At 51.9% G+C, this 23,582-nt stretch carries 19 protein-coding genes, 1 other RNA gene and 1 pseudogene; 11 read left to right on the top strand and 10 right to left on the bottom strand.

Annotation, left to right across the window (positions count from 1 at the left end):
• Positions 1-134: 134 nt before the first annotated feature.
• Positions 135-968, bottom strand: coding sequence for a posphoenolpyruvate synthetase regulatory kinase/phosphorylase PpsR (ppsR, locus tag AAYN39_RS18645; protein WP_000370992.1), 834 nt, complete (start codon positions 966-968; stop codon positions 135-137).
• 336 nt (positions 969-1,304) lie between these two features.
• Between ppsR and ppsA the strand changes: the two genes are divergently transcribed.
• Positions 1,305-3,683: a phosphoenolpyruvate synthase gene (gene ppsA, locus AAYN39_RS18640; protein ID WP_000069332.1), complete on the top strand. Its 2,379-nt coding sequence runs from the start codon at positions 1,305-1,307 to the stop codon at positions 3,681-3,683.
• A gap of 99 nt (positions 3,684-3,782) precedes the next feature.
• On the opposite strand, the gene aroD is transcribed toward ppsA, so the two are convergent.
• The 3 genes from aroD to ydiK form a co-directional block, all read right to left on the bottom strand.
• Positions 3,783-4,541: a type I 3-dehydroquinate dehydratase gene (aroD, locus tag AAYN39_RS18635; RefSeq protein WP_000860215.1), complete on the bottom strand. Its 759-nt coding sequence runs from the start codon at positions 4,539-4,541 to the stop codon at positions 3,783-3,785.
• A 62-nt stretch (positions 4,542-4,603) separates the two neighbouring features.
• An RNA gene (gene rprA, locus AAYN39_RS18630) (antisense sRNA RprA) lies at positions 4,604-4,711 on the bottom strand.
• Between the two features lie 182 nt (positions 4,712-4,893).
• On the bottom strand, positions 4,894-6,012 hold the full coding sequence (gene ydiK, locus AAYN39_RS18625) for an AI-2E family transporter YdiK (protein ID WP_000248612.1): 1,119 nt from the start codon (positions 6,010-6,012) through the stop codon (positions 4,894-4,896).
• A 264-nt stretch (positions 6,013-6,276) separates the two neighbouring features.
• On the opposite strand from ydiK, the gene AAYN39_RS18620 reads away from it, so the two are divergent.
• The 3 genes from AAYN39_RS18620 to AAYN39_RS18610 all read left to right on the top strand — a co-directional run bounded on the left by AAYN39_RS18620 (position 6,277) and on the right by AAYN39_RS18610 (position 10,027).
• The gene (locus tag AAYN39_RS18620; RefSeq protein ID WP_000612899.1) at positions 6,277-9,333 is read left to right on the top strand and encodes an FAD-binding and (Fe-S)-binding domain-containing protein; all 3,057 of its coding nucleotides are present in this window, start codon (positions 6,277-6,279) and stop codon (positions 9,331-9,333) included.
• Positions 9,330-9,740, top strand: a complete 411-nt coding sequence (gene menI, locus AAYN39_RS18615) for a 1,4-dihydroxy-2-naphthoyl-CoA hydrolase (RefSeq protein WP_000637930.1) — start codon at positions 9,330-9,332, stop codon at positions 9,738-9,740. The genes AAYN39_RS18620 and menI overlap by 4 nt, the downstream gene beginning before the upstream one ends.
• A gap of 98 nt (positions 9,741-9,838) precedes the next feature.
• Positions 9,839-10,027 (top strand): YdiH family protein, encoded by a 189-nt coding sequence (locus AAYN39_RS18610; RefSeq protein ID WP_001682019.1) that lies wholly within the window; start codon positions 9,839-9,841, stop codon positions 10,025-10,027.
• 287 nt (positions 10,028-10,314) lie between these two features.
• On the opposite strand, the gene AAYN39_RS18605 is transcribed toward AAYN39_RS18610, so the two are convergent.
• Positions 10,315-11,661: an L-cystine transporter gene (locus AAYN39_RS18605; RefSeq protein WP_000261850.1), complete on the bottom strand. Its 1,347-nt coding sequence runs from the start codon at positions 11,659-11,661 to the stop codon at positions 10,315-10,317.
• Between the two features lie 426 nt (positions 11,662-12,087).
• Between AAYN39_RS18605 and sufA the strand changes: the two genes are divergently transcribed.
• The 7 genes and pseudogenes from sufA to AAYN39_RS18570 all read left to right on the top strand — a co-directional run bounded on the left by sufA (position 12,088) and on the right by AAYN39_RS18570 (position 18,762).
• Positions 12,088-12,456, top strand: a complete 369-nt coding sequence (sufA, locus tag AAYN39_RS18600) for a Fe-S cluster assembly scaffold SufA (RefSeq protein WP_000418973.1) — start codon at positions 12,088-12,090, stop codon at positions 12,454-12,456.
• Between the two features lie 8 nt (positions 12,457-12,464).
• On the top strand, positions 12,465-13,952 hold the full coding sequence (gene sufB, locus AAYN39_RS18595) for a Fe-S cluster assembly protein SufB (protein WP_000089371.1): 1,488 nt from the start codon (positions 12,465-12,467) through the stop codon (positions 13,950-13,952).
• Positions 13,953-13,968: 16 nt separating this feature from the next.
• The gene (gene sufC / locus AAYN39_RS18590; protein WP_000948895.1) at positions 13,969-14,715 is read left to right on the top strand and encodes a Fe-S cluster assembly ATPase SufC; all 747 of its coding nucleotides are present in this window, start codon (positions 13,969-13,971) and stop codon (positions 14,713-14,715) included.
• Positions 14,690-15,961, top strand: coding sequence for a Fe-S cluster assembly protein SufD (gene sufD / locus AAYN39_RS18585; RefSeq protein ID WP_000907921.1), 1,272 nt, complete (start codon positions 14,690-14,692; stop codon positions 15,959-15,961). Before sufC ends, sufD begins: the two co-directional genes overlap by 26 nt.
• The gene (sufS, locus tag AAYN39_RS18580) at positions 15,958-17,178 is read left to right on the top strand and encodes a cysteine desulfurase SufS (RefSeq protein WP_000143859.1); all 1,221 of its coding nucleotides are present in this window, start codon (positions 15,958-15,960) and stop codon (positions 17,176-17,178) included. Before sufD ends, sufS begins: the two co-directional genes overlap by 4 nt.
• 12 nt (positions 17,179-17,190) lie before the next feature.
• A complete protein-coding gene (gene sufE, locus AAYN39_RS18575; RefSeq protein ID WP_000729470.1) occupies positions 17,191-17,607 on the top strand; it encodes a cysteine desulfuration protein SufE in 417 nt (138 codons plus the stop codon).
• 154 nt (positions 17,608-17,761) lie between these two features.
• A pseudogene (locus AAYN39_RS18570) lies at positions 17,762-18,762 on the top strand (L,D-transpeptidase family protein).
• A gap of 66 nt (positions 18,763-18,828) precedes the next feature.
• Here the strand turns inward: AAYN39_RS18570 and AAYN39_RS18565 are convergent.
• The 5 genes from AAYN39_RS18565 to AAYN39_RS18545 all read right to left on the bottom strand — a co-directional run bounded on the left by AAYN39_RS18565 (position 18,829) and on the right by AAYN39_RS18545 (position 23,565).
• Entirely contained in the window at positions 18,829-19,068 is a 240-nt protein-coding gene (locus AAYN39_RS18565) for a major outer membrane lipoprotein (RefSeq protein ID WP_001082326.1), read from the bottom strand.
• Positions 19,069-19,150: 82 nt separating this feature from the next.
• Complete coding sequence (gene lpp, locus AAYN39_RS18560; RefSeq protein ID WP_001082307.1) at positions 19,151-19,387, bottom strand: murein lipoprotein Lpp; 237 nt, start codon at positions 19,385-19,387, stop codon at positions 19,151-19,153.
• Positions 19,388-19,697: 310 nt separating this feature from the next.
• Positions 19,698-21,110 (bottom strand): pyruvate kinase PykF, encoded by a 1,413-nt coding sequence (gene pykF, locus AAYN39_RS18555; protein WP_000751447.1) that lies wholly within the window; start codon positions 21,108-21,110, stop codon positions 19,698-19,700.
• 401 nt (positions 21,111-21,511) lie between these two features.
• Entirely contained in the window at positions 21,512-22,855 is a 1,344-nt protein-coding gene (locus AAYN39_RS18550; RefSeq protein ID WP_000756081.1) for an APC family permease, read from the bottom strand.
• A gap of 47 nt (positions 22,856-22,902) precedes the next feature.
• Entirely contained in the window at positions 22,903-23,565 is a 663-nt protein-coding gene (locus AAYN39_RS18545) for an alpha/beta fold hydrolase (RefSeq protein WP_223229645.1), read from the bottom strand.
• Positions 23,566-23,582 lie beyond the last annotated feature (17 nt).

The following is a 23,582-nucleotide window of genomic DNA, read 5'->3' as shown; positions in this document are numbered from 1 at the left end:
GTTTCAACGGCAGGACTACCGGGAAGTGATGGGCATCACGATAAACCAATCCCTGCTGATTTCAAGTGCGAGGCGTGTCACACCTCGCAGGCAGAACGGCATGATAACAAAAACCAATCCATTAAACTAGTTTACTAGTACATCCTGCGGTTAAGCCCCATAATATCGAGAATCTTGGTGGCTATCTCTTCAACGGAATAATTGGTGCTGTTCAGGCAGGGGATCTGATTCTTACGATACAGCGCTTCGACCTCCGCCACTTCCATGCGGCACTGACGCAACGAGGCATAGCGACTGTTTTCACGGCGTTCTTCGCGAATTGCCGCCAGGCGTTCAGGGTCAATTGTCAGGCCGAACAGTTTATGTTGTAGCGGTTTTAACGATGTGGGCAGCGTCAAATTATCCATATCATCGGCGATGAAAGGGTAGTTAGCCGCACGAATACCGAATTGCATTGCCAGATAGAGACTGGTGGGCGTTTTTCCACAGCGCGAAACGCCAAGTAAAATGACCTGGGCCTGATCGAGGTTGCGCAATGAAATGCCATCATCATGCGCCAGGGTATAATCGATAGCGGCAATACGGGCGTCATACTTGTTCAGGTTACCCGGATTAAGCCCATGAGTACGATGAGCGATCGGCGTCGGATCCAGTTTCATCTCCTGCTGAAGCGGCGCCACCAGCGCCTGGACGATATCCTGGCAGAAGCCTTCGCTCTGCAAGATGATGGCGCGAATTTCAGGTAAAACAATCGAGTAAAACACCAGCGGGCGAACGCCGGTTTGCTGATAAATGGCGTCAATTTGGTCTTTGACGGCGCGGGCGCGACTTTCGTTTTCCACGAATGGCAGCGTGATGCTGCTGATCGTCACCGGAAACTGCGACATAACCGCGTGACCCAGGACCTCGGCGGTGATGGCGGTACCATCAGAAATATAGAAAACATGGCGATCAACAACATTATCCATTCTGTTCATCCTGAAGAGTAAACATAATTATCTGAAAGCATAAATTAAAAGTAACGGGAAACGTATAACTTGTCGCTTATTTTATAAAATGACAGGCACTTTTTATAATTAATGAAAAGTGTGTTTCATTTCCTTGAAACGCAGTTTATGCCGGGAGTGATTAAGGGAATGCCGTGCTATGCGCGGGTTTGCGCAACTACGTAAACAATCTGAAAAAATGAAAAAATAAATTTGCTTGAACGATTCACCGTTTTTTTCGCGGGTTTAAGTATGCCAGGATAAATACGCAACTATGTGTTTCTTAAACTCGTTCATTTATCACAAAAGGATTGTTCGATGTCCAACAATGGCTCGTCACCGCTGGTGCTTTGGTATAACCAACTCGGCATGAATGATGTAGACAGAGTTGGGGGCAAAAATGCCTCCCTGGGTGAAATGATTACTAACCTTTCCGGCATGGGCGTATCCGTTCCGAATGGTTTTGCAACCACTGCCGATGCGTTTAACCAGTTTTTGGATCAAAGCGGCGTAAACCAGCGCATTTATGAGCTGCTGGATAAGACAGATATTGATGATGTCTCCCAGCTGGCGAAAGCGGGCGCGCAGATCCGCCAGTGGATTATCGACACTCCTTTCCAGCCGGCGCTGGAAAACGCCATCCGCGATGCCTATGCGCAGCTTTCGTCGGATGATGAAAATGCCTCTTTTGCCGTGCGTTCCTCCGCCACGGCGGAAGACATGCCAGATGCTTCGTTTGCGGGTCAACAGGAAACGTTTCTTAACGTTCAGGGCTTCGATGCGGTACTGGTGGCAGTGAAACACGTATTTGCTTCTCTGTTTAACGATCGCGCCATCTCTTATCGCGTTCACCAGGGATATGATCATCGCGGCGTAGCGCTTTCCGCTGGCGTGCAGCGGATGGTTCGCTCCGATCTCGCCTCGTCAGGGGTGATGTTCTCTATCGATACCGAATCCGGCTTTGACCAGGTGGTCTTTATCACCTCGGCATGGGGACTGGGTGAAATGGTGGTGCAGGGCGCGGTTAACCCGGATGAATTTTATGTCCATAAGCCAACCCTGGCGGCAGGCCGTCCGGCCATCGTACGCCGCACCATGGGGTCGAAAAAAATCCGCATGGTTTACGCCGCCACCCAGGAGCACGGTAAGCAAGTGAAGATTGAGGATGTGCCGCAGGAACAGCGCGACATTTTCTCGCTCACCAACGAAGAAGTGCAGGAACTGGCGAAACAAGCGGTGCAGATTGAGCAGCACTATGGTCGTCCGATGGATATCGAATGGGCGAAAGACGGTCATACCGGTAAGCTCTTTATTGTGCAGGCACGTCCGGAAACCGTGCGCTCTCGTGGCCAGGTGATGGAGCGTTATACGTTACATGCGCAGGGGAAAATCATTGCCGAAGGTCGTGCCATTGGGCATCGTATCGGCGCAGGTACGGTAAAAGTTATTCACGATATCGGCGAAATGAACCGTATTGAGCCTGGCGATGTGCTTGTCACCGATATGACCGACCCGGACTGGGAACCGATCATGAAAAAAGCGGCGGCGATTGTCACTAACCGTGGCGGGCGCACCTGTCACGCGGCGATTATCGCCCGCGAATTGGGCATTCCGGCGGTAGTCGGCTGCGGCGACGCCACCGAACGCATGAAAGATGGCGAAAAAGTAACCGTCTCCTGTGCGGAAGGTGATACCGGTTATGTGTATGCCGACATGCTGGATTTCAGCGTAAAAAGCTCCAGCGTAGATACCATGCCAGAGCTACCGCTGAAGGTCATGATGAACGTCGGCAACCCGGACAGGGCATTTGACTTTGCCTGCCTGCCGAATGAAGGCGTAGGTCTGGCGCGACTGGAATTCATCATTAACCGTATGATTGGCGTTCACCCGCGCGCGTTGCTGGAGTTTGACGACCAGGATGCCGCGCTGCAAAACGACATTCGTGAGATGATGAAAGGGTTTGACTCGCCGCGTGAATTTTACGTTGGTCGACTGACGGAAGGGATCGCGACGTTAGGCGCCGCCTTCTACCCGAAACGCATTATCGTTCGCCTGTCTGACTTTAAGTCCAACGAATACGCCAACCTGGTCGGCGGCGAACGTTATGAGCCGCATGAAGAAAACCCGATGCTGGGCTTCCGCGGCGCGGGTCGTTACGTCGCAGAAAGTTTCCGCGATTGTTTTGCGCTGGAATGCGAAGCGGTGAAACGCGTGCGCAACGATATGGGCCTTACCAACGTCGAAATCATGATCCCGTTCGTGCGGACGGTCGACCAGGCGAAAGCGGTCATCGAAGAGCTGGCGCGCCAGGGACTTAAACGCGGCGAGAACGGGCTGAAGATCATCATGATGTGCGAGATTCCGTCCAATGCCTTGCTGGCTGAACAGTTCCTCGAGTATTTTGATGGCTTCTCGATTGGTTCTAACGACATGACGCAGCTGGCGCTGGGGCTGGATCGCGATTCCGGCGTGGTGTCTGAACTGTTTGACGAGCGTAACGACGCGGTGAAAGCGCTGCTATCGATGGCGATCCGCGCGGCGAAAAAACAGGGCAAATATGTTGGAATTTGCGGCCAGGGCCCGTCCGACCATGAAGACTTTGCCGCCTGGCTGATGGAAGAGGGGATCGACAGCCTGTCGCTGAACCCGGACACCGTGGTGCAGACCTGGCTGAGTCTGGCGGAACTGAAGAAGTAAACCGCGACCAGATAACGCTATGCTTATCCGGCCTGCACAAGAAACATGTTGTGTCGGCCGGATAGGGCGTAAGTTGCCCGACGCCTGCATAATGCCGGATCAGGCGTTGTGCAGAATCATTAATACACTGCGTAGATCATTTACGGCGATTTGCCCCGGCGCTGAAGCCTGCTTCACCGCGCCAAACGTGGCGGCAGAGCCAAACACTTCCCCTGCCAGACGTGAAATGACACCCTCTTTCGCCATTGACATAGTAATTACCGGACGGTCGGCGTAATGTTGCTGCATCTCCAGCGTGGCAGTGAGTAACGTTAATACATCATGCTTGCTTTGCGGCATAACGGCAATCTTGGGAATATCCGCGCCGAGTGCTTGCATTTTACGTAGCCGCAGAACCATTTCCTCTGCGGACGGCGTCTGGTGAAAATCGTGGTTAGACATCACGACATAAACATTATGCGCATGGGCATAATCGACAGTGGCTTTAACGTCAGCATCACCGGTAAATAGCTCAAGATCGATCATATCGACCAGGCCGCTGTCGATTGCGGCACGATTAAGCGTGAGATAATGCTGAGTGGTTATTGTCTGCTCGCCGCCTTCTTTGGCGCTGCGGAAAGTAAACAGTAACGGAATGTCAGGCATCGCATCGCGGATAACACGCGCAGCGGTAAGAACGGATTGAGTCGATGCGATATCCATAAAGTGATCCACGCGCCACTCCAGAATATCGAATGTAGCTTCGCGGTAGGCCAGCGCCTCCGCTTTCACGCTATTGATGTCTCTTCCCATCAACGACACGATAATTTTGGGCATCCCTTCGCCAATGATAAGATTTTTTACGGTGACGGTTTTCATGCGTGTCCTGTCAGTTTTTTTTCTTCTCGCCATTATGAACGGTGAGGCTGGCCGCTTGAAGTAAAAAAAAAAGCCCATCGTAGGAGACGGGCAAAGACTACACACAGCAATTCGTTGTTTCACTCAGGGGATTTCCATGCTTATAAATCAATGTGTTGATTTATAACCGTGTGCTAATAGTAGGCATGAGCACTTTTTGCGTCGATCAGATTCGTCTCAATAGTTTAAAAACTGTAACGGATTTGCGACAGAAATGAGATGCGGCGGGGAACAGACGGGCGAATCAAAATGGGGTGTGCGTTGAATTGATAAACGTCGCTAAAGCATCGGGCGGCAATGCCGCCCGACGGGATTATGACTGCTTGTTGGCTTCCTCGATGTCATCCAGCTCTTCAAGGATCTCCTCTGGTTCATTCGTCGGCGCCGGAACTTCATGTACCCATGCGGAGAACAAACGCCAGGTCACGGCCAGAAGCACCGGTCCAATAAACAGACCAATCATACCGAATGCAATCAGGCCGCCGATTACCCCGGAAAGGATCAGAAGCAGCGGTAAATCGGCGCCCATGCGGATGAGTACCGGGCGAATCACGTTATCCAGAGTGCCGACGACGGCGCTCCAAACCAGCAGCACGGTGCCCCAGGTGGTGTCGCCTGTCCAGTAAAGCCAGATAATGGCTGGAATCAATACCGGCAACGGCCCCAACTGAACCAGGCACGAAAGGATCATCACTACCGTCAACAGGGTAGCGTAAGGCACGCCGGAAATCGCCAGCCCGACGCCGCCAAGTACCGCCTGTACCAGCGCGGTGACCACCACGCCAAGCGCCACGGCGCGGATCGCCTGGGCAGCCAGCAGAACCGCCGCATCGCCGCGTTTAGCCGCGAGACGACAGGCAAAATGGCGTATACCCATCGCCACTTGTTCGCCGCGCCAGTAAAGCAGGGCGCTAAACAACAGCATCAGGGCGCAGTGCATCATAAAGCGTCCGATATGCGCCGCCTGACCGACAAACCAGATCGTGGTTGTGCCGATATAAGGCCGCACTTTCGCCATAATAGCGCTACCGCCCATATCCAGCAGGCTATGCCATCCGGCATACAGTTTGGCGCCAACTAACGGAATATTATTTAACCATGCCAGATCGGGTAGCGTCATATCGCCGCCGGTCACTGCATGGATGAGCGGGCCGCTACCATCGACAATGCTGTTCACCAGCAAGGCGACGGGAATAACGAAGAGCAGCACTAACAGCAGCGTCATGACCAGTACGGCAAGCGAGCGGCGGCCCCACAATATTTTTTGTAATTTCAGCAAAACGGGCCAGGTCGCGATAACAATCGTACCTGCCCATGCAAACCCCAAAATAAAAGGCTGTACTATCCACAAACAGGCCACAATCATGATGGCTAAAAACAGCACCGATAGCAGCACTTGCGCAATATCCCTGGGCTGACGAACATTTACCATAAATACTTTTCACCTTTGTCTTTGCGCCAGAACGTTGGCGCGACGTGAACATGCAAACCACACCCTATAATGATGAGCAATTTCAGCGGTTTTTAACAGGCCGATTCTGCATGTAATTCTGTTGGGCGCACAGGAAAAAAATGTGATACAACAAATAACGCAACACGCAAACGATTAAGCATCCCTTCCTGTGCGTAGACCGCTCGCGCTCGCCGGGTTGGGCGCCACCGTTCACAACATAGACCGCAGGAAAAGGTCAATATAATGATTCCACAAATTTCTCAGGCACCCGGCGTCGTTCAGCTGGTGCTCAATTTTTTGCAGGCGCTGGAGCAGCAAGGGTTTACGGGCGATACGGCAACCAGCTATGCCGACCGTCTGACAATGTCGACCGATAACAGTATCTACCAGCTTCTTCCCGATGCTGTTGTGTTTCCCCGTTCTACGGCGGATGTCGCGCTTCTTGCCCGTCTGGCGGCGGAGCCGCGCTTTACGTCGCTGATATTTACCCCGCGAGGCGGCGGTACTGGCACGAATGGCCAGGCGCTAAACCAGGGCATTATTGTTGATATGTCCCGCTATATGAACCGCATTATTGAAATTAATCCTGAAGAGGGATGTGTGCGGGTAGAGGCGGGAGTGATAAAAGATCAGCTTAATCAAGCGTTAAAGCCGTATGGCTATTTTTTTGCGCCGGAACTTTCCACCAGTAATCGCGCCACGCTTGGCGGTATGATTAATACCGATGCCTCTGGTCAGGGTTCGCTGGTCTATGGAAAAACGTCAGATCACGTCTTAGGCATACGGGCCGTATTGTTGGGGGGCGATATCCTTGACACGCAATCGATGCCCGTAGATCTTGCCCGGACGCTGGGTGAAAACACGACGACGCCAGGCCGCATCTATCAGACCGTCTATCAGTCCTGCCTGGAAAACCGTCAACTTATCCTCGATAGCTTTCCAAAGCTCAATCGCTTCCTGACAGGCTACGATTTACGCCACGTCTTTAACGATGACATGACCCGCTTCGATCTCACCCGCATCTTAACGGGGTCGGAAGGGACGCTGGCGTTTATTACTGAAGCCCGGCTGGATATTACCCCGATACCCAAAGTCCGCCGTCTGGTGAATGTAAAATACGACTCCTTTGATTCCGCGCTGCGTAACGCCCCTTTTATGGTTGACGCGCGCGCCTTATCCGTCGAGACGGTCGATTCCAAAGTCCTTAACCTTGCGCGGGAAGATATTGTCTGGCACTCCGTTAGCGAATTGATTACCGATGTGCCGGATAAAGAGATGCTTGGCCTGAATATCGTGGAATTCGCGGGTGATGATGAAGCGCTTATTGACGGACAGGTCGAGGCGCTGTGCCACCGACTGGATGGCCTGATGGCGCGTGCGGAAGCGGGCGTGATCGGCTGGCAACTTTGTACCGATTTGACGGGTATTGAGCGTATTTACGCGATGCGTAAAAAAGCGGTAGGGCTGCTGGGTAATGCGAAAGGCGCTGCCAAACCGATTCCTTTTGCGGAAGATACCTGTGTGCCGCCTGAACATCTGGCCGATTACATCGCCGAATTTCGCGCTCTGCTGGATGGTCATGGCTTAAGTTACGGCATGTTCGGCCACGTGGATGCCGGGGTGCTGCATGTGCGCCCGGCGCTGGATATGTGCGATCCGCAGCAGGAACTGTTGATGAAACAGATCTCCGATGAGGTCGTCGCGCTGACCGCCAGATACGGCGGGTTGTTGTGGGGCGAACATGGAAAAGGTTTCCGTGCGGAATACAGCCCGGCCTTTTTCGGCGAAGTCCTGTATGGCGAGCTGCGCAAAATAAAAGCGGCTTTTGATCCGCATAATCGACTTAACCCGGGTAAAATCTGTCCGCCGCAGGGGATAGAGGCGCCGATGATGAAGGTGGATGCGGTAAAACGCGGCACCTGGGATCGGCAAATCCCGCTGGCGGTGCGGCAGACCTGGCGCGGCGCTATGGAGTGTAATGGTAACGGCCTGTGCTTTAATTTCGATGCGAAAAGCCCGATGTGCCCGTCGATGAAAATTAGCCTTAACCGGATCCACTCGCCGAAAGGGCGGGCGACGCTGGTGCGGGAATGGCTCCGTCTATTGGCCGATCGCGGCGTCGATCCGTTGAAGCTGGAAAAGGAGCTGCCGGAAAAACGCGCCAGCTTGCGCACGCTGATTGCCCGCACCCGGAATAGTTGGCACAAACGCAAAGGCGAGTATGACTTTTCCCATGAAGTTAAAGAGGCCATGTCCGGCTGTCTGGCATGTAAAGCCTGTACGACCCAGTGTCCGATTAAAATCGATGTTCCGGAGTTTCGTTCACGTTTCTTACAGCTTTACCATACGCGTTATCTGCGCCCGGTACGCGATCATCTGGTGGCGACGGTCGAGACCTACGCGCCGCTGATGGCGCGTGCGCCAAAGACCTTTAACTTTTTTATTAACCAACCGGTGGTTCGTAATCTGGCGAAAAAACATATCGGTATGGTGGATTTACCTCTGCTTTCTGCCCCTTCATTGCAACAGCAACTGGTGGGCCATCCGTCTGCCAATATGACGCTTGAGCAACTGGAGCGCATGAGCGCCGAGCAAAAAGCGAAAACGGTACTGGTAGTTCAGGATCCGTTTACCAGCTACTACGACGCTCGGGTCGTAGCGGACTTTATCCGCCTGGCGGAAAAACTGGGCAGGAGGCCGGTATTGTTACCGTTCTCGCCGAATGGTAAGGCGCAGCATATTAAAGGTTTTCTTAATCGCTTTGCGAAAACGGCGAAAAAAACCTCTGAGTTCCTTAATCGGATCGCCGCGTTGGGGATGCCAATAGTGGGCGTCGATCCGGCGCTGGTCCTGTGTTATCGCGACGAATATAAACTGGCGCTGGGCGAACAGCGCGGCGATTTTCATGTGTTGCTGGTGAATGAATGGCTGGCGCAGGAAATAAATGCAAGACTGTCCGTCGAGGTAAGCGGTGAACCGTGGTACTTTTTTGGTCATTGTACGGAAGTCACGGCTTTACCCGGCGCGCCTGCGCAGTGGGCCGCCATCTTTGCCCATTTTGGCGCGAAGCTGGAAAATGTCAGCGTAGGCTGCTGCGGTATGGCGGGCACTTATGGACATGAACTCACCAATCATAAAAATTCGCTGGGAATTTATGAGCTATCCTGGCATCAGGCGATGCAACGTCTACCGCGAAACCGCTGCCTGGCAACCGGCTATTCCTGCCGAAGCCAGGTTAAACGCATTGAAGGTACGGGCGTGCGTCACCCGTTGCAGGCATTACTGGAGATTATAGGTTGATCTGGAAACGTGAAGTGACCCTCGATGCGCTTAATGCGATGGGGGAAGGGAATATGGTTGGCCTGCTTGATATCCGCTTTGAGCGTATTGGGGACGATACGCTGGAAGCGACAATGCCCGTCGATCATCGCACCAAACAGCCGTTCGGCTTGCTGCATGGCGGAGCGTCTGTGGTGCTGGCGGAAAGTATCGGCTCGGTCGCAGGCTATCTGTGTACGCAGGGGGAGCAAAAGGTGGTGGGGCTGGAGGTGAATGCCAACCATGTACGGTCGGCGCGTCAGGGGCGCGTACGAGGCGTCTGTAAAGCGTTGCATACCGGGGCTCGCCATCAGGTCTGGCAGATAGAGATCTTTGATGAACAGGGACGTCTGTGCTGTTCTTCGCGCCTTACTACGGCGATTGTGTGACGTTGTCACCATAAAAGTGTGATGCATATTGCTTTTGGTCAAAATGTGCGCAGAAAAAGGTGATATACTGTGCACGTTTACACATAAGCGAGGATGATATGTCTATTGATTTAGACCCAACCCAACTGGCGATTGAATTTTTACGCCGTGATAAAACCGAACTTTCTCCCGCGCAGTATTTGAAGCGTTTAAAACAGCTGGAGTTAGAGTTTGCCGATCTCCTCACCCTCTCTGCAACCGAACTGAAAGAAGAGATCTATTTCGCCTGGCGGTTGGGCGTGCATTAATAGAGTCTGTGTAGGCCGGATAAGGCGTTAGCCGCCATCCGGCTATGTTACCAGGCAATCTCACCAGACACTGTCCCCCGGTAATAGATAACCCCCTTGATTTTGTGTAAAAAAAATACAGATCGCCATTTGTGCTAAAAAGGTGCGCTCTCTTTATGAGATTATTCTTATGCCCCTTCAAGAGCTAAGCCATTAAGAGTGCCGGAGATAAGCGCCGGATGGGGCCGGAACCCTTAAGCCTGTATTGAACAGACTTAAGGGTTTTTCTTTTCCGGGCGCGTAAAAAACTAAGGTCTGTCAATAACCGCTGGCATGTCGTCAGCCCTATTATTATTCAAAATACGGTTAGCCAGCACACCTGACATCATCGATCCGTTAACGTTCAGAGCCGTGCGGGCCATATCAACGATAGGTTCGATGGCAATAAAAATACCGACCAGCGCAACGGGAAAATTCAACGTCGACAGGACAATCAGCGCCGCGAACGTACCACCGCCGCCGACGCCGGCTACGCCAATAGACCCTAGCGCAATGGCAGGCAACATCGCGGCCAGAAAATGCAGCGAGAGCGGATCGATGCCGATGGTGGGCGCAATCATCGCTACCATAATAGCCGGATAAATCCCGGCGCAGCCATTTTGCCCCATACTGGAGCCAAACGAGGCGGAAATATTGGCAATGGTGCTTTGTACGCCAAATTTTTCCTGGGCGGAAATGGCCAGCGGAATAGAGGCTGCGCTGCTGCGGGAGACAAACGCAAAGGTTAAGACGGGCCAGACCATTCTGAAATAATGCGCTGGATTATTACCGCTGAGGATCAGCAAGATGGCGTGCACGATAAACATCATGAAAATCGCGATATAACAGGCGCCGATAAAACCAAGTAAGCTGGCGAATTGTTCAAGGCGGTATGATGAAAATACGGTGGTCATTAATGCCATGACGCCATAGGGCGTTAATGCAATAACGATACGTACCATCTTCATGACCCAGATCTGGATAGCGTTAATGCCTGCGCTTAATTTCTGACCTTCTTCCGGCGCCTCTTTTTTGACCTTTAACAGGGCGATCCCCGCTATTAGCGTGAAGATAACGATGCCGATAACGGAAACACTTCTGGCTCCCGTAAGATCAAGAAAAATATTTGTCGGGATCAGCGATGTCACTAACTGGGGAATCGACACCGCGGCAGTCTTATTGACTTCTTCTGTAGTTAACATTGACGGCATGTGCACAAAAGCGCTGGCGTCAAGCCCCAGTATATGAGCGGTCAGTAATCCGATAAAACCGGCAACCATCACCAGGCATAACATGCATCCGACGATCGTCAGCGACATTTTTCCGATGCCGGCGCTATTTTCCAGTTTATTGATGGCGGAAAGAATAGAAATAAAAATTAGCGGTATAGCGACCAGTTTTAACAGATGGACGTAGCCATTGCCGACGATGCTGTACCATTCGATAATGGTTTTAGTGTGATTTGCTGAAATAAAATGCAGGGATAAACCAATAACAGCCCCTAAAAAGATAGCGATAAAAACGCTTTTCGACAGGGAATCGCTTTTTTGATTAATTCTCAAGATGGCCCACGAGAAAACCAAAAAAAGTGCGATATACGCGAGCGTAACAACCATATTTTAAGCCTCTTGCCTCATTCAGCACCTGAAATGCCGGAAAGAGTTTACATAAACCTATAGCTCAAACTGAGTTATAGAACCGCAGCGGATTATAAAGAGCGCAACGCCAGGTATCCATACAAAAAATGGGGTTCTGACCTCGCCGCCCGGCAATGTCGACAGCCTATTAATTAAATAGTCATTTTCTATACATCTTTTCGTTTTTGACCTGCCAGAACGGTTAATGTCTTATAAATCATTACTTATCAAAAAGTTAAGTGGTTTTTTGTCTGTCGTATGACCTGGCGGACAGGGTCTATGCTTAATAAAAGGCGCTCAATATGACCATTTGTTGGAAAGCCCCTGCGGTTAAGGGGTTGAAGTGATAATCATTATCACTAACATGCTGTTATATCCTGGTGATTTAGAACGCGAGGTAACTCTATGGAATTGCATTCAGGCACGTTTAACCCGGAGGACTTCCCCTGGCAAGGGCTGACGCTAACGCCAGCGGCGGCAGCGCACATACGTGAACTGGCAGCAAAGCAGCCGGGCATGTTGGGCGTGCGGTTAAGCGTAAAACAGACGGGATGTGCCGGATTTGGCTATGTTCTGGATACCGTTCGGGAGCCGGATAAAGACGATCTGGTTTTTGAAGCCGAAGGCGCAAAGCTTTTCGCACCGTTACAGGCGATGCCTTTTATTGACGGAACAGAAGTGGATTACGTACAGGAAGGGCTGAACCAGTTATTTAAATTTCATAACCCCAAAGCCCAGAATGAATGTGGCTGCGGCGAAAGTTTTGGGGTATAGGCGGTACTATGTCTCGTAATACTGAAGCAACGGAAGAGGTCGGCATCTGGACAGGCGGACGCCTTAATTACAAAGAAGGATTTTTCACGCAATTACCCACTGATGAACTGGCAAAAGGCATCAGCGAAGAGGTGGTGCGTGCGATTTCCGCAAAGCGTAACGAACCTGATTGGATGCTGGAATTTCGCCTCAATGCCTATAGAGCCTGGCTGGACATGGATGAACCGCACTGGCTGAAAGCGCATTACGATAAACTGAACTATCAGGACTACAGCTATTACTCTGCGCCATCATGCGGAAACTGCGACGATAGCTGCGTTTCCCAGCCGGGAGCCGTACAGCAAACGGGCGCGAATACCTTTTTGAGTAAAGAGGTTGAAGACGCTTTCGAGCAACTTGGCGTTCCGGTTCGCGAAGGGAAAGAGGTCGCCGTTGATGCGATTTTTGACTCGGTCTCCGTAGCGACCACATACCGTGAAAAACTGGCGGAACAGGGCATTATTTTCTGTTCTTTTGGCGAAGCGATACACGATCACCCTGACCTGGTCAGGAAATATCTTGGCACCGTCGTGCCGGGGAACGATAACTTTTTTGCCGCGCTGAATGCGGCAGTCGCTTCCGATGGGACATTTATCTATGTTCCCAAAGGCGTGCGTTGCCCAATGGAGTTATCCACCTATTTTCGCATTAACGCTGAGAAAACCGGTCAGTTTGAGCGCACGATTCTGGTGGCGGATGAAGGCAGCTATGTGAGTTATATCGAAGGCTGCTCCGCGCCCGTACGCGACAGTTATCAGCTCCACGCCGCGGTAGTGGAAGTCATCATCCATAAAGATGCTGAAGTAAAATATTCCACCGTACAAAACTGGTTCCCGGGCGACAACAACACGGGCGGCATTCTGAACTTTGTGACCAAGCGGGCGTTGTGCGAAGGGGAAAACAGCAAGATGTCGTGGACCCAGTCGGAAACCGGTTCGGCGATTACCTGGAAATACCCGAGCTGCATTCTGCGCGGTGATAATTCTATCGGCGAGTTCTATTCCGTTGCGCTGACCAGTGGACATCAGCAGGCTGACACCGGCACCAAAATGATCCATATCGGTAAAAACACGCGCTCAACCATTATCTCAAAAGGCATTTCCGCCGGCCACAGCCAGAACAGCTACCGTGGGCTGGTAAAAATTATGCCGACGGCAACCAACGCCCGAAATTTCACCCAATGCGACTCCATGTTGATTGGCGCGGACTGCGGCGCGCATACGTTCCCGTATGTTGAATGCCGCAATAACAGCGCGCAGCTGGAGCTCGAGGCGACGACATCACGCATCGGTGAAGATCAGCTTTTCTATTGTCTGCAACGCGGCATCAGCGAAGAAGACGCTATTTCGATGATCGTCAACGGTTTCTGCAAAGACGTTTTCTCGGAACTGCCGCTGGAGTTCGCCGTTGAAGCGCAAAAACTGCTGGCGATTAGCCTTGAGCACAGCGTCGGTTAATGATGAAGGAAAACCCATGTTAAGCATTAAAGATTTACAGGTCAGTGTGGAAGAAAAGGCGATTTTGCGTGGCCTGAATCTGGATATTCGCCCCGGCGAAGTTCACGCCATTATGGGGCCGAACGGTTCCGGGAAAAGCACGCTCTCCGCCACCCTGGCGGGACGTGAAGATTATGAGGTCACCGGCGGCTCGGTTACGTTCAAAGGTAAAGATCTGCTTGAACTGTCGCCGGAGGAACGGGCGGGCGAAGGGATTTTTATGGCCTTCCAGTACCCGGTAGAAATCCCCGGCGTCAGTAACCAGTTTTTCCTGCAAACCGCGCTGAATGCCGTGCGCGCCTATCGAGGGCAGGCGTCGTTGGATCGCTTTGATTTTCAGGATCTGATGGAAGAAAAGATCGCATTGCTGAAAATGCCGGAAGATTTGCTGACCCGTTCGGTAAACGTCGGTTTTTCCGGCGGGGAGAAAAAGCGCAATGATATTTTGCAAATGGCGGTGCTGGAACCGGAACTGTGCATTCTTGATGAGTCGGACTCCGGACTGGATATCGATGCGTTGAAAATTGTGGCGGAAGGCGTCAACGCGTTACGCGACGATAAACGCGCTTTTATTATCGTGACCCACTATCAGCGCATACTGGACTACATCAAGCCTGATTACGTCCATGTCCTCTATCAGGGGCGAATTGTCCGTTCCGGCGATTTTACTCTGGTCAAACAACTGGAGGAGCAGGGTTATGGCTGGCTTACCGAACAGCAGTAAAGCGCTACAGCAATGGCAGCATCTCTTTGAAGAAAAAGGAGAAATTCGAACTGAGCAGGCAAGACAACATTTCCAACAGATGTTACGTCTGGGATTGCCGACGCGTAAACATGAAGACTGGAAATACACGCCGCTGGAGGGCTTAACCCATAGCCAGTTTATCCAGCAGTGTGCGACTATCAGCGCCGCCCAGCGTGATGCGCTGGCGCTGCAAATCGATGCCGTGCGGCTGGTGTTTGTCGACGGACGGTTTATGCCAGAGCTCAGTGATAGCACGCAAAACAGCGGATTTGACGTTAGCGTCAGAGATGAGCGCCAGACGCTTGCCGCGCCGGTACATCCCGAGGTTTTTCTGCATCTGACGGAAAGCCTGGCGCAATGTGTCACGTATATACAGGTACGGCGAAATCAGCGTCCGACCAGGCCGCTACTGTTAATGCATATCACGCAGGGCGTGGATAGCGACGAGCTGAATACCGCGCATTATCGCCACCATCTGACGCTGGCAGAAGGCGCGGAAGCGACGGTTATTGAGCATTATGTCAGCCTTACAGCGGCAAAACATTTTACCGGCGCGCGTCTGACGATGAACGTTGCAGACAATGCGCAACTGCGTCATATCAAACTGGCGTTTGAAAATGCGTCCAGCTATCACTTTGCGCATAACGATCTTCTGCTGGCGACAGACGCCTCGGCGTTTAGCCACAGTTTTCTGCTGGGCGCCGCAGTACTACGTCACCACAGCAGCTCACAACTGAATGGCGAAAACGCGACGCTTCGACTGAATAGTCTGGCGATGCCAGTGAAAAATGAAGTCTGCGATACGCGGACATGGCTGGAACATAACAAAGGCTACTGTAACAGCCGCCAGTTGCACAAGACCATCGTCAGCGACAAAGGACGCGCGGTCTTTAATGGCCTGATTAACGTGGCGCAACACTCCATTAAAACCGACGGCCAGATGACCAATAATAACCTATTGTTGGGGAAACTGGCTGAAGTCGATACCAAACCGCAATTAGAGATCTATGCCGATGACGTGAAGTGCAGCCACGGCGCGACGATCGGGCGTATTGACGATGAGCAGATGTTTTATCTGCAATCACGCGGCATCAGGCAGCAGGAGGCGCGGCACATGATTCTTTACGCGTTTGCCGCAGAGTTAACGGAAGCTATCCATGATAGCGCCCTTAAACAGCAGGTGCTGGCGCGAATCGGCCAGCGACTGCCCGGAGGCCTGGTATGACATTTCCTGTAGAAAAAGTACGGGCGGATTTTCCCATACTGCAGCGTGAAGTTAACGGCCTGCCGCTGGCTTACCTGGACAGCGCAGCCAGCGCTCAAAAACCTAATCAGGTGATTGATGCTGAATCTGCCTTCTACCGTCACGGCTATGCTGCGGTACATCGGGGTATCCATACGTTAAGCGCGCAGGCGACCGAAAGCATGGAGAATGTGCGTAAGCAGGCGTCGCGGTTTATTAACGCCCGCTCCGCAGAAGAACTGGTGTTCGTGCGCGGTACGACGGAGGGCATTAACCTTGTCGCCAACAGTTGGGGAACGGAAAATATTCGCGCCGGGGATAACATTATCATCAGCGAGATGGAGCATCACGCCAACATCGTTCCCTGGCAGATGCTGTGCGAGCGCAAAGGCGCTGAACTGCGCGTGATCCCATTGCATCCTGACGGTACGCTGCGGCTGGAGACCTTAGCTGCGCTGTTCGATGACCGGACCCGACTGCTGGCCATTACCCATGTATCTAATGTGCTGGGGACGGAAAACCCACTGCCGGACATGATTGCGCTGGCGCGCCAGCATGGGGCGAAAGTGCTGGTGGATGGCGCCCAGGCCGTGATGCACCATGCTGTTGACGTCCAGGCGCTGGACTGCGATTTTTACGTTTTCTCCGGCCATAAACTTTACGGGCCGACCGGCATCGGCATTCTGTATGTTAAAGAGGCGTTGCTGCAAGAAATGCCGCCGTGGGAAGGGGGCGGGTCGATGATCTCGACCGTCAGCCTGACGCAGGGAACGACATGGGCGAAAGCGCCCTGGCGTTTTGAGGCGGGAACGCCGAATACTGGCGGCATCATCGGTCTCGGCGCGGCGATTGATTATGTGACGTCGCTGGGACTGGATAAGATTGGCGATTATGAGCAGATGCTGATGCGCTATGCGCTGGAGCAACTGGCGCAGGTGCCTGATATCACGCTATATGGCCCGGCGCAGCGGTTGGGCGTCATCGCGTTTAATCTGGGTAAACACCACGCTTACGACGTCGGCAGCTTTCTTGATAATTACGGTATCGCGGTACGAACGGGGCATCACTGCGCAATGCCGCTCATGGCCTGGTATGGCGTGCCGGCAATGTGCCGGGCTTCGCTGGCGATGTATAACACCCATGAAGAAGTGGACCGACTGGTGGCAGGATTAACGCGTATCCACCGCTTATTGGGATAACAGTGAGGTTTTATGGCTGCGCTACCGGATAAAGAAAAATTGCTGCGTAACTTTACGCGTTGCGCTAATTGGGAAGAGAAATATTTATATATTATTGAGTTGGGGCAGCGCCTGGCGGAGTTAAATCCGCAGGATCGCAATCCGCAAAATACGATTCATGGCTGTCAGAGCCAGGTGTGGATCGTGATGCGGCGAAACGCCAATGGCATTATCGAATTGCAGGGCGACAGCGACGCGGCGATCGTTAAAGGCCTTATGGCGGTGGTATTTATTTTGTACCACCAGATGACGGCGCAGGATATTGTGCATTTTGATGTCCGGCCATGGTTCGAAAAAATGGCGCTTACGCAACACCTCACACCTTCTCGTTCTCAGGGGCTGGAAGCAATGATTCGCGCAATTCGCGCTAAGGCCGCCACTCTTAGCTAAACTATACAGACAGCGTTCTACCTGATGTCAAATCCTTTGTCGGACGGCGACGTCGCTTTATCCAGAGTGGACAGAGCGTATATTTTGTTGTTCTGATAAGCGAAGCGCTACCAGCCGTCGCAGAGGGCATCACCAGGAATACAGGAGGTTTGGTATGAAACGTGCGTCTTTCATTACGCTAACTATTATCGGCGCGTATAGCGCGTTACAGGCAGCCTGGGCGGTTGATTATCCATTACCGCCAGAAGGCAGCCGTCTTATTGGTCAGAATCAAACCTATACCGTACAGGAAGGTGATAAAAACCTGCAGGCTATCGCCCGGCGTTTTGATACGGCGGCGATGCTCATCCTTGAAGCGAACAATACGATTGCGCCGGTGCCTAAGCCCGGTACGCTAATTACCATTCCCTCGCAGATGCTATTGCCGGATGCGCCCAGGGAAGGCGTCATCGTCAACCTCGCGGAGCTACGGTTGTATTTTACCCGCCGGGAGAAAACCGCGTTCAGGTGTATCCCATCGGCATCGGTTTGCAGGGACTGGAAACTCCCGTCATGGACACCCGGATAGGGCAAAAGATCCCCAACCCGACGTGGACGCCGACGGCAGGCATACGCCAACGTTCGCTTGAGCGGGGGATCACGCTGCCGCCGGTGATCCCTGCCGGGCCAAATAACCCGCTGGGACGCTATGCGCTGCGTCTGGCGCACGGTAATGGGGAATATCTCATTCATGGCACCAGCGCGCCGGATAGCGTAGGTCTGCGCGTGAGTTCCGGTTGCATTCGCATGAACGCGCCGGACATCAAAGCGTTATTTGCGCAGGTCAGAACGGGGACGCCGGTAAAAGTGATTAACCAGCCGGTGAAATTCTCTGTCGAGCCGAATGGCATTCGTTATGTAGAGGTACACAGGCCGCTATCGCCGGAAGAAGAGCAAAACGTGCAGACGATGCCCTATGTGTTGCCTGCGGAATTTACCGCGTTCAGAAACGCGCAAGGGGTGGATAGTCGCCTGGTCGATAAGGCGCTATACCGGCGAGCCGGGTATCCTGTCAGCGTGAGCGCCGGACAGACGCCAGCGGTAAATACGACCGCAGTCGAATCCGCTCAGAACGGTTTTGTCGGGGAAGAGGGGCAAACGCGCGCGACGCAGTAGCCTTCGCAGTAAATGACGGACAAAAAAATGGCGCACGATGTGCGCCATTTTATATCATGCGTCAAATCATTTACAGATGCGGAATACTTTGTTGTCCAGACGTTGGTTAGCGCGAGCTGCGTCGTCTTTAGCAGCCTGAACGTCGGAACGCATTGCATTTACGTCATTACTCAGTTGATCAACTTTAGCGCTCAGCGTCTGTACATCGGAAGACAACTGATCGATTTTAGCGTTGCTGGAACAACCTGCCAGTAACGTGGAACCCAGAACTACTGCACCTAAGATCAGTTTGTTAGTGCGGTTCATAACAATAACCTTATATTTTGTGTGGTTATATAGGTAAAAAAAATGGCGCACGATGTGCGCCATTTTTATTACGCAGGTACTATTACTTACGGTATTTAGTAGCCTGGTTGTCCAGACGCTGGTTAGCGCGAGCTGCGTCGTCTTTAGCAGCCTGAACGTCGGAACGCATTGCGTTCACGTCGTTGCTCAGCTGGTCAACTTTAGCGTTCAGAGTCTGAACGTCAGAAGACAGCTGATCGATTTTAGCGTTGCTGGAGCAACCAGCCAGCAGAGTAGAACCCAGGATTACCGCGCCCAGTACCAGTTTAGTACGATTCATTATTAATACCCTCTAGATTGAGTTAATCTCCATGTAGCGTTACAAGTATTACACAAACTTTTTTATGTTGAGAATATTTTTTTGATGGGAATGCACTTATTTTTGATCGTTCGCTCAAAGAAGCATCGAAATGCATGAAAGTCCCTAAAAAACCGAAAGAAAACAGGGGGCTTCCATCGGATTCTTCTTAGATAATCCGCAATTAGATAGTAAAATCCGATTTGATTTTTTTATTAATAGTGGCTATCGATTAAATAAAAAAAGCGCCGGAAGGGCGCTTTTTTAAACAAATTAATTCACACAACAATTATTACAGTACGTGAACAGAGGCGGTGTTAGTGGTGCCGCTTGGAACCAGCGCGCCGGAGACCATCACTACGACGTCGCCTTTCTGGGCGAGGCCGCTTTGTAGGGCGACATCTTTGCCCAGACGGTAGAAATCATCAGTAGAATTGATTTCTTTCACCAGCTGCGATACCACGCCTTTGCTCAGTACTAACTGACGGGCGGTCACTTCATTGGTGGTCAATGCCAGGATGGTGGCGTCCGGGAAGTATTTACGCACGGCGCGAGCGGATTTACCGCCCTGGGTCGCTACCACGATCAGCGGCGCTTCCAATTTTTCGGCGGTTTCTACCGCGCCGCGGCATACCGCTTCCGTAATGCGCAGTTTACGGCTGTCGTTGTTGTAGTCCAGACGGCTGTTCATGACGCGGTCGGTACGTTCGCAGATGGTCGCCATGATAGAAACGGCTTCCAGCGGGTATTTCCCTTTTGCGGATTCGCCGGACAGCATAACCGCATCCGTACCGTCGAGGATGGCGTTTGCAACATCGCCTGCTTCTGCGCGGGTCGGACGCGGATTTTTGATCATAGAATCCAGCATCTGAGTCGCGGTGATCACGACTTTACGTGCGCGGATACATTTTTCGATCATCATTTTCTGCGCAAAGATCACTTCTTCAACCGGGATTTCTACGCCCAGGTCGCCACGCGCAACCATGATGCCGTCGGAAGCTTCGAGAATTTCATCGAAGTTGTTCAGGCCTTCCTGGTTTTCGATCTTAGAGATAATCTGGATGTTTTCGCCGCCGTGGGCTTTCAGATGCTCGCGAATTTCGACAACGTCAGAACGTTTACGGATAAAGGACGCAGCAACAAAGTCAACGCCCTGTTCGCAACCGAAGATCAGGTCCTGTTTGTCTTTTTCAGCCAGCGCCGGCAGAGCAATAGAAACGCCCGGCAGGTTAACGCCTTTGTTCTCGCCCAGATCGCCGTTGTTCAGCACCTTACAAATGACTTTATTGCCTTCGATGGCGGTCACTTCCATACCGATCAGACCATCGTCAACCAGGACGGTGTTGCCAACGCTCAGGTCGCTGGTGAAGCCTTCATAGGTGACGGCAACGATTTCATTATTACCGACCACGGATTTGTCGGTGGTAAAAGTAAAGGTTTGGCCCGCTTTCAGCGAAACGTCGTTACCGCCTTCCAGTTTAATGGTGCGGATTTCTGGTCCTTTAGTATCAAGCAGAATAGCAGCTTTTTTACCAGTTTTGCTCATCACGTTGCGCAAGTTCTGGATACGCTGACCGTGTTCTGCATAATCGCCATGAGAGAAGTTCAGACGCATCACGTTCATGCCCGCGTCCAGCATTTTGCTTAACATCTCTTCGGATTCGGTTTTCGGACCGATAGTACAAACAATTTTCGTCTTTTTCATGACAGTCTTAGTCTTTAAGTTGAGGAGGATATGGAAATCTGGCTTCGGGCGCGCACGGCCCGTAAGCTAAGCCTGTGTTGCTAAAGTGATGATGCCTCGCTCTAAGGATAGGTGACATCGAAAGAGCGTGCAGAGGAATGTGTGCTCGCGTTTCAGCCCAACGGGAAGGGGATAATTTTAGTCGTTGAGTTTTACAGTCCAATGCGCTGAAACCATTCAAGAGACAATTGGCGCGCATTATACGCTGAAATTTACAAAAAAGGAAAATGAAAACCCTGTTTCAAAAGACATCTGTGCAGATCCACAACGGTTTGTTATTACGCTGTTTACGATGTCGCTGGCGATGACGCCGCCCGAACAGGGGCGGCGTTGCGCAACAGCTGGTGTTGTTGCGCATAATGTCAATCGAGCAACTTTTTGCCTTCCAGGTCGATGGCGATGTTTTGGTTGTATGCTTTTCGGTAGCACAGTATCGCTATCCCGATCGCCGCCCAGCTAATTCCGAGTATCAGAGCGTGAATGTTCATGTTTAAACAGACGTAGCCGATGACGATCATCCCCATGATCGGCGAAATGACATGGGCGAAAATGCGCCGCTGGGCTTTCATCCGGAAATTGAACAGGATAAACACACACAGGTTCACGACAAAAAAAGCGAAAAGCGCGCCAAAGTTCACCAGCGTGGAGATAGATTCAATCTTGCCGGAAAACAGGTAGCTGAGCAGCAGGGTGACGCCGCCGGTAAACAGAATGGCATAATCCGGCGTTTTACGCGTGGTATGGACGTGAGCGAGGAAGGCGGGCAACATTCGGTCGCGCCCCATTGAAAATAACACTCTGGACACCGCCGTTTGCGCGGTAATAATGTTGCCGACGGCGCACACAAACGCCACAATGATGGAAAACGCCACTTTGAGCCAGATACCGCCAACGTTGCCGGCAATGGTGAAAAATGCTTCATTCGTCGCATTACCTTCCGCGAAGCGGTCGACGTTACCGGTGGCGAACGCCGCAAACGCCACAACGATAATAAACAGTACCGTCGCCAAAACTAACGCCAACAGTGTTGCTTTACTGACGGCGCGTCCCCCGCCTTCGCTTTCTTCACTTAATGTACTGATAGCGTCAAAGCCGAGAAAATTCAGCGCAGCCACCGAAATCGCCGTTGCGATGAGCCCAGGGGTGAACCACTGTGAATCGAAAAAAGGCCGGAAGGAAAGCGTTATCTGACTACTGTCCTGCATCATCAGACGGATAATGAGTAGCACGAAAATCGCCAGAATACCGAGTTGAATAAAGACCAGTAACTTATCGAATTTCGCCGTTTGCTGTATCCCGAGATAGTTGACTCCGGTGCCAATAGCCACATAAATCAACGGCCAGACCCAGACCGGGATTTGCGGTAAAATAGCGTGGACCGCGACACCGCCCAGCACCGCTACGAGCGTAGGGAACAAAAGATAATCCAGCAGTAATATCCATCCGGTCAGAAACCCTACGGCGGGATTAATGCATACGCCAGCATACGCATAGGCCGAACCCGACGAGGAGATATGCTGCGATAAGGTAGAGTAGCTGTACGCGGTAAAAAACATCGCGATAGCGCCAATAATATAAACCAGCGCAACCATACCGTGCGAAAGATTATAAACGACGCCATAAAGAGAGACTGGTGCGATAGGCACCATAAACACCAGACCATAAAGCACTAAATCGGTAAGAGACAATTTTTTGACTTTTTTCATGATAAATATCTTAATGGCTTTTTATGCCAGATCGCGTAAAAACGCGCTTACCTCTGCGAGGCAGGGCGCGATATTTTCTTCATGCGGGTTATGGCTGCTGCCAGGAATAGTGACCGCGCGGCAGTCTGAAATGTGAGAGAGCAGCGGAGAGACGACGCGCTCGGTTGCCTGATCGTTTTCGCCGCGTAGTACCAGAACAGGACAGCGTATCTGGCACAAATGGGGCGTAATATCCCAGTCGGCAAGTTTGCCATTTGCCGCCAGTTCATTGGTTCCCCATAAAATGTGATAACCCGTAGGGTCGGCGGCGAACTGGCCAGTATCGTCCCGCGAAGCCCGGCAGGCTGTAAGCAGGCGTGCTCTGCGGCAAGCATTCCGCCCCAGGAATGTCCCAGTATCGAATACCCGTGCCCAATACCCAGGTGATGAATTAATTGGGTTAATTGACGGAGATAACGCGCAATAGTCCAGAAAGACGCGTCGGCATGAGGAAAATGCGTTGAACGACCGCAACCATATTGATCGTAAAATATTACCATGCGCCCGTCATCAGCCAGACGGCGATAATTTAATAAATAATCAAAGCCGCCAGAAGGGCCGCCATGAAGGATAATGAGCGGCGTGAGTAATGATTTTCTGTCGCCATAAATCCGATAGCTTGTCAATATGTTTTCAGAAAACATTTCGCCATAGAGATAAGTATCATTCATATTCTTAATGACTCAGT

The sequence above is a fragment of the Salmonella sp. K21076 genome, assembly GCF_039650795.1.
Classification (GTDB): Bacteria; Pseudomonadota; Gammaproteobacteria; order Enterobacterales; family Enterobacteriaceae; genus Salmonella; species Salmonella enterica.
This window is presented reverse-complemented; position numbering and strand designations above follow the sequence as displayed.

What these genes read in the sequence shown, in the direction of transcription:
- sufE (WP_000729470.1), top strand. Translation starts at nt 17,191, where the DNA reads ATGGCTGCGCTACCGGATAAAGAAAAATTGCTGCGTAACTTTACGCGT.
- pykF (WP_000751447.1), bottom strand. Translation starts at nt 21,110, where the DNA reads ATGAAAAAGACGAAAATTGTTTGTACTATCGGTCCGAAAACCGAATCC.
- aroD (WP_000860215.1), bottom strand. Translation starts at nt 4,541, where the DNA reads ATGAAAACCGTCACCGTAAAAAATCTTATCATTGGCGAAGGGATGCCC.
- AAYN39_RS18545 (WP_223229645.1), bottom strand. Translation starts at nt 23,565, where the DNA reads ATGAATGATACTTATCTCTATGGCGAAATGTTTTCTGAAAACATATTG.
- sufA (WP_000418973.1), top strand. Translation starts at nt 12,088, where the DNA reads ATGGAATTGCATTCAGGCACGTTTAACCCGGAGGACTTCCCCTGGCAA.
- sufC (WP_000948895.1), top strand. Translation starts at nt 13,969, where the DNA reads ATGTTAAGCATTAAAGATTTACAGGTCAGTGTGGAAGAAAAGGCGATT.
- AAYN39_RS18565 (WP_001082326.1), bottom strand. Translation starts at nt 19,068, where the DNA reads ATGAACCGCACTAACAAACTGATCTTAGGTGCAGTAGTTCTGGGTTCC.
- AAYN39_RS18550 (WP_000756081.1), bottom strand. Translation starts at nt 22,855, where the DNA reads ATGAAAAAAGTCAAAAAATTGTCTCTTACCGATTTAGTGCTTTATGGT.
- sufS (WP_000143859.1), top strand. Translation starts at nt 15,958, where the DNA reads ATGACATTTCCTGTAGAAAAAGTACGGGCGGATTTTCCCATACTGCAG.
- ppsA (WP_000069332.1), top strand. Translation starts at nt 1,305, where the DNA reads ATGTCCAACAATGGCTCGTCACCGCTGGTGCTTTGGTATAACCAACTC.
- sufD (WP_000907921.1), top strand. Translation starts at nt 14,690, where the DNA reads ATGGCTGGCTTACCGAACAGCAGTAAAGCGCTACAGCAATGGCAGCAT.
- ppsR (WP_000370992.1), bottom strand. Translation starts at nt 968, where the DNA reads ATGGATAATGTTGTTGATCGCCATGTTTTCTATATTTCTGATGGTACC.
- lpp (WP_001082307.1), bottom strand. Translation starts at nt 19,387, where the DNA reads ATGAATCGTACTAAACTGGTACTGGGCGCGGTAATCCTGGGTTCTACT.
- ydiK (WP_000248612.1), bottom strand. Translation starts at nt 6,012, where the DNA reads ATGGTAAATGTTCGTCAGCCCAGGGATATTGCGCAAGTGCTGCTATCG.
- AAYN39_RS18620 (WP_000612899.1), top strand. Translation starts at nt 6,277, where the DNA reads ATGATTCCACAAATTTCTCAGGCACCCGGCGTCGTTCAGCTGGTGCTC.
- AAYN39_RS18610 (WP_001682019.1), top strand. Translation starts at nt 9,839, where the DNA reads ATGTCTATTGATTTAGACCCAACCCAACTGGCGATTGAATTTTTACGC.
- sufB (WP_000089371.1), top strand. Translation starts at nt 12,465, where the DNA reads ATGTCTCGTAATACTGAAGCAACGGAAGAGGTCGGCATCTGGACAGGC.
- AAYN39_RS18605 (WP_000261850.1), bottom strand. Translation starts at nt 11,661, where the DNA reads ATGGTTGTTACGCTCGCGTATATCGCACTTTTTTTGGTTTTCTCGTGG.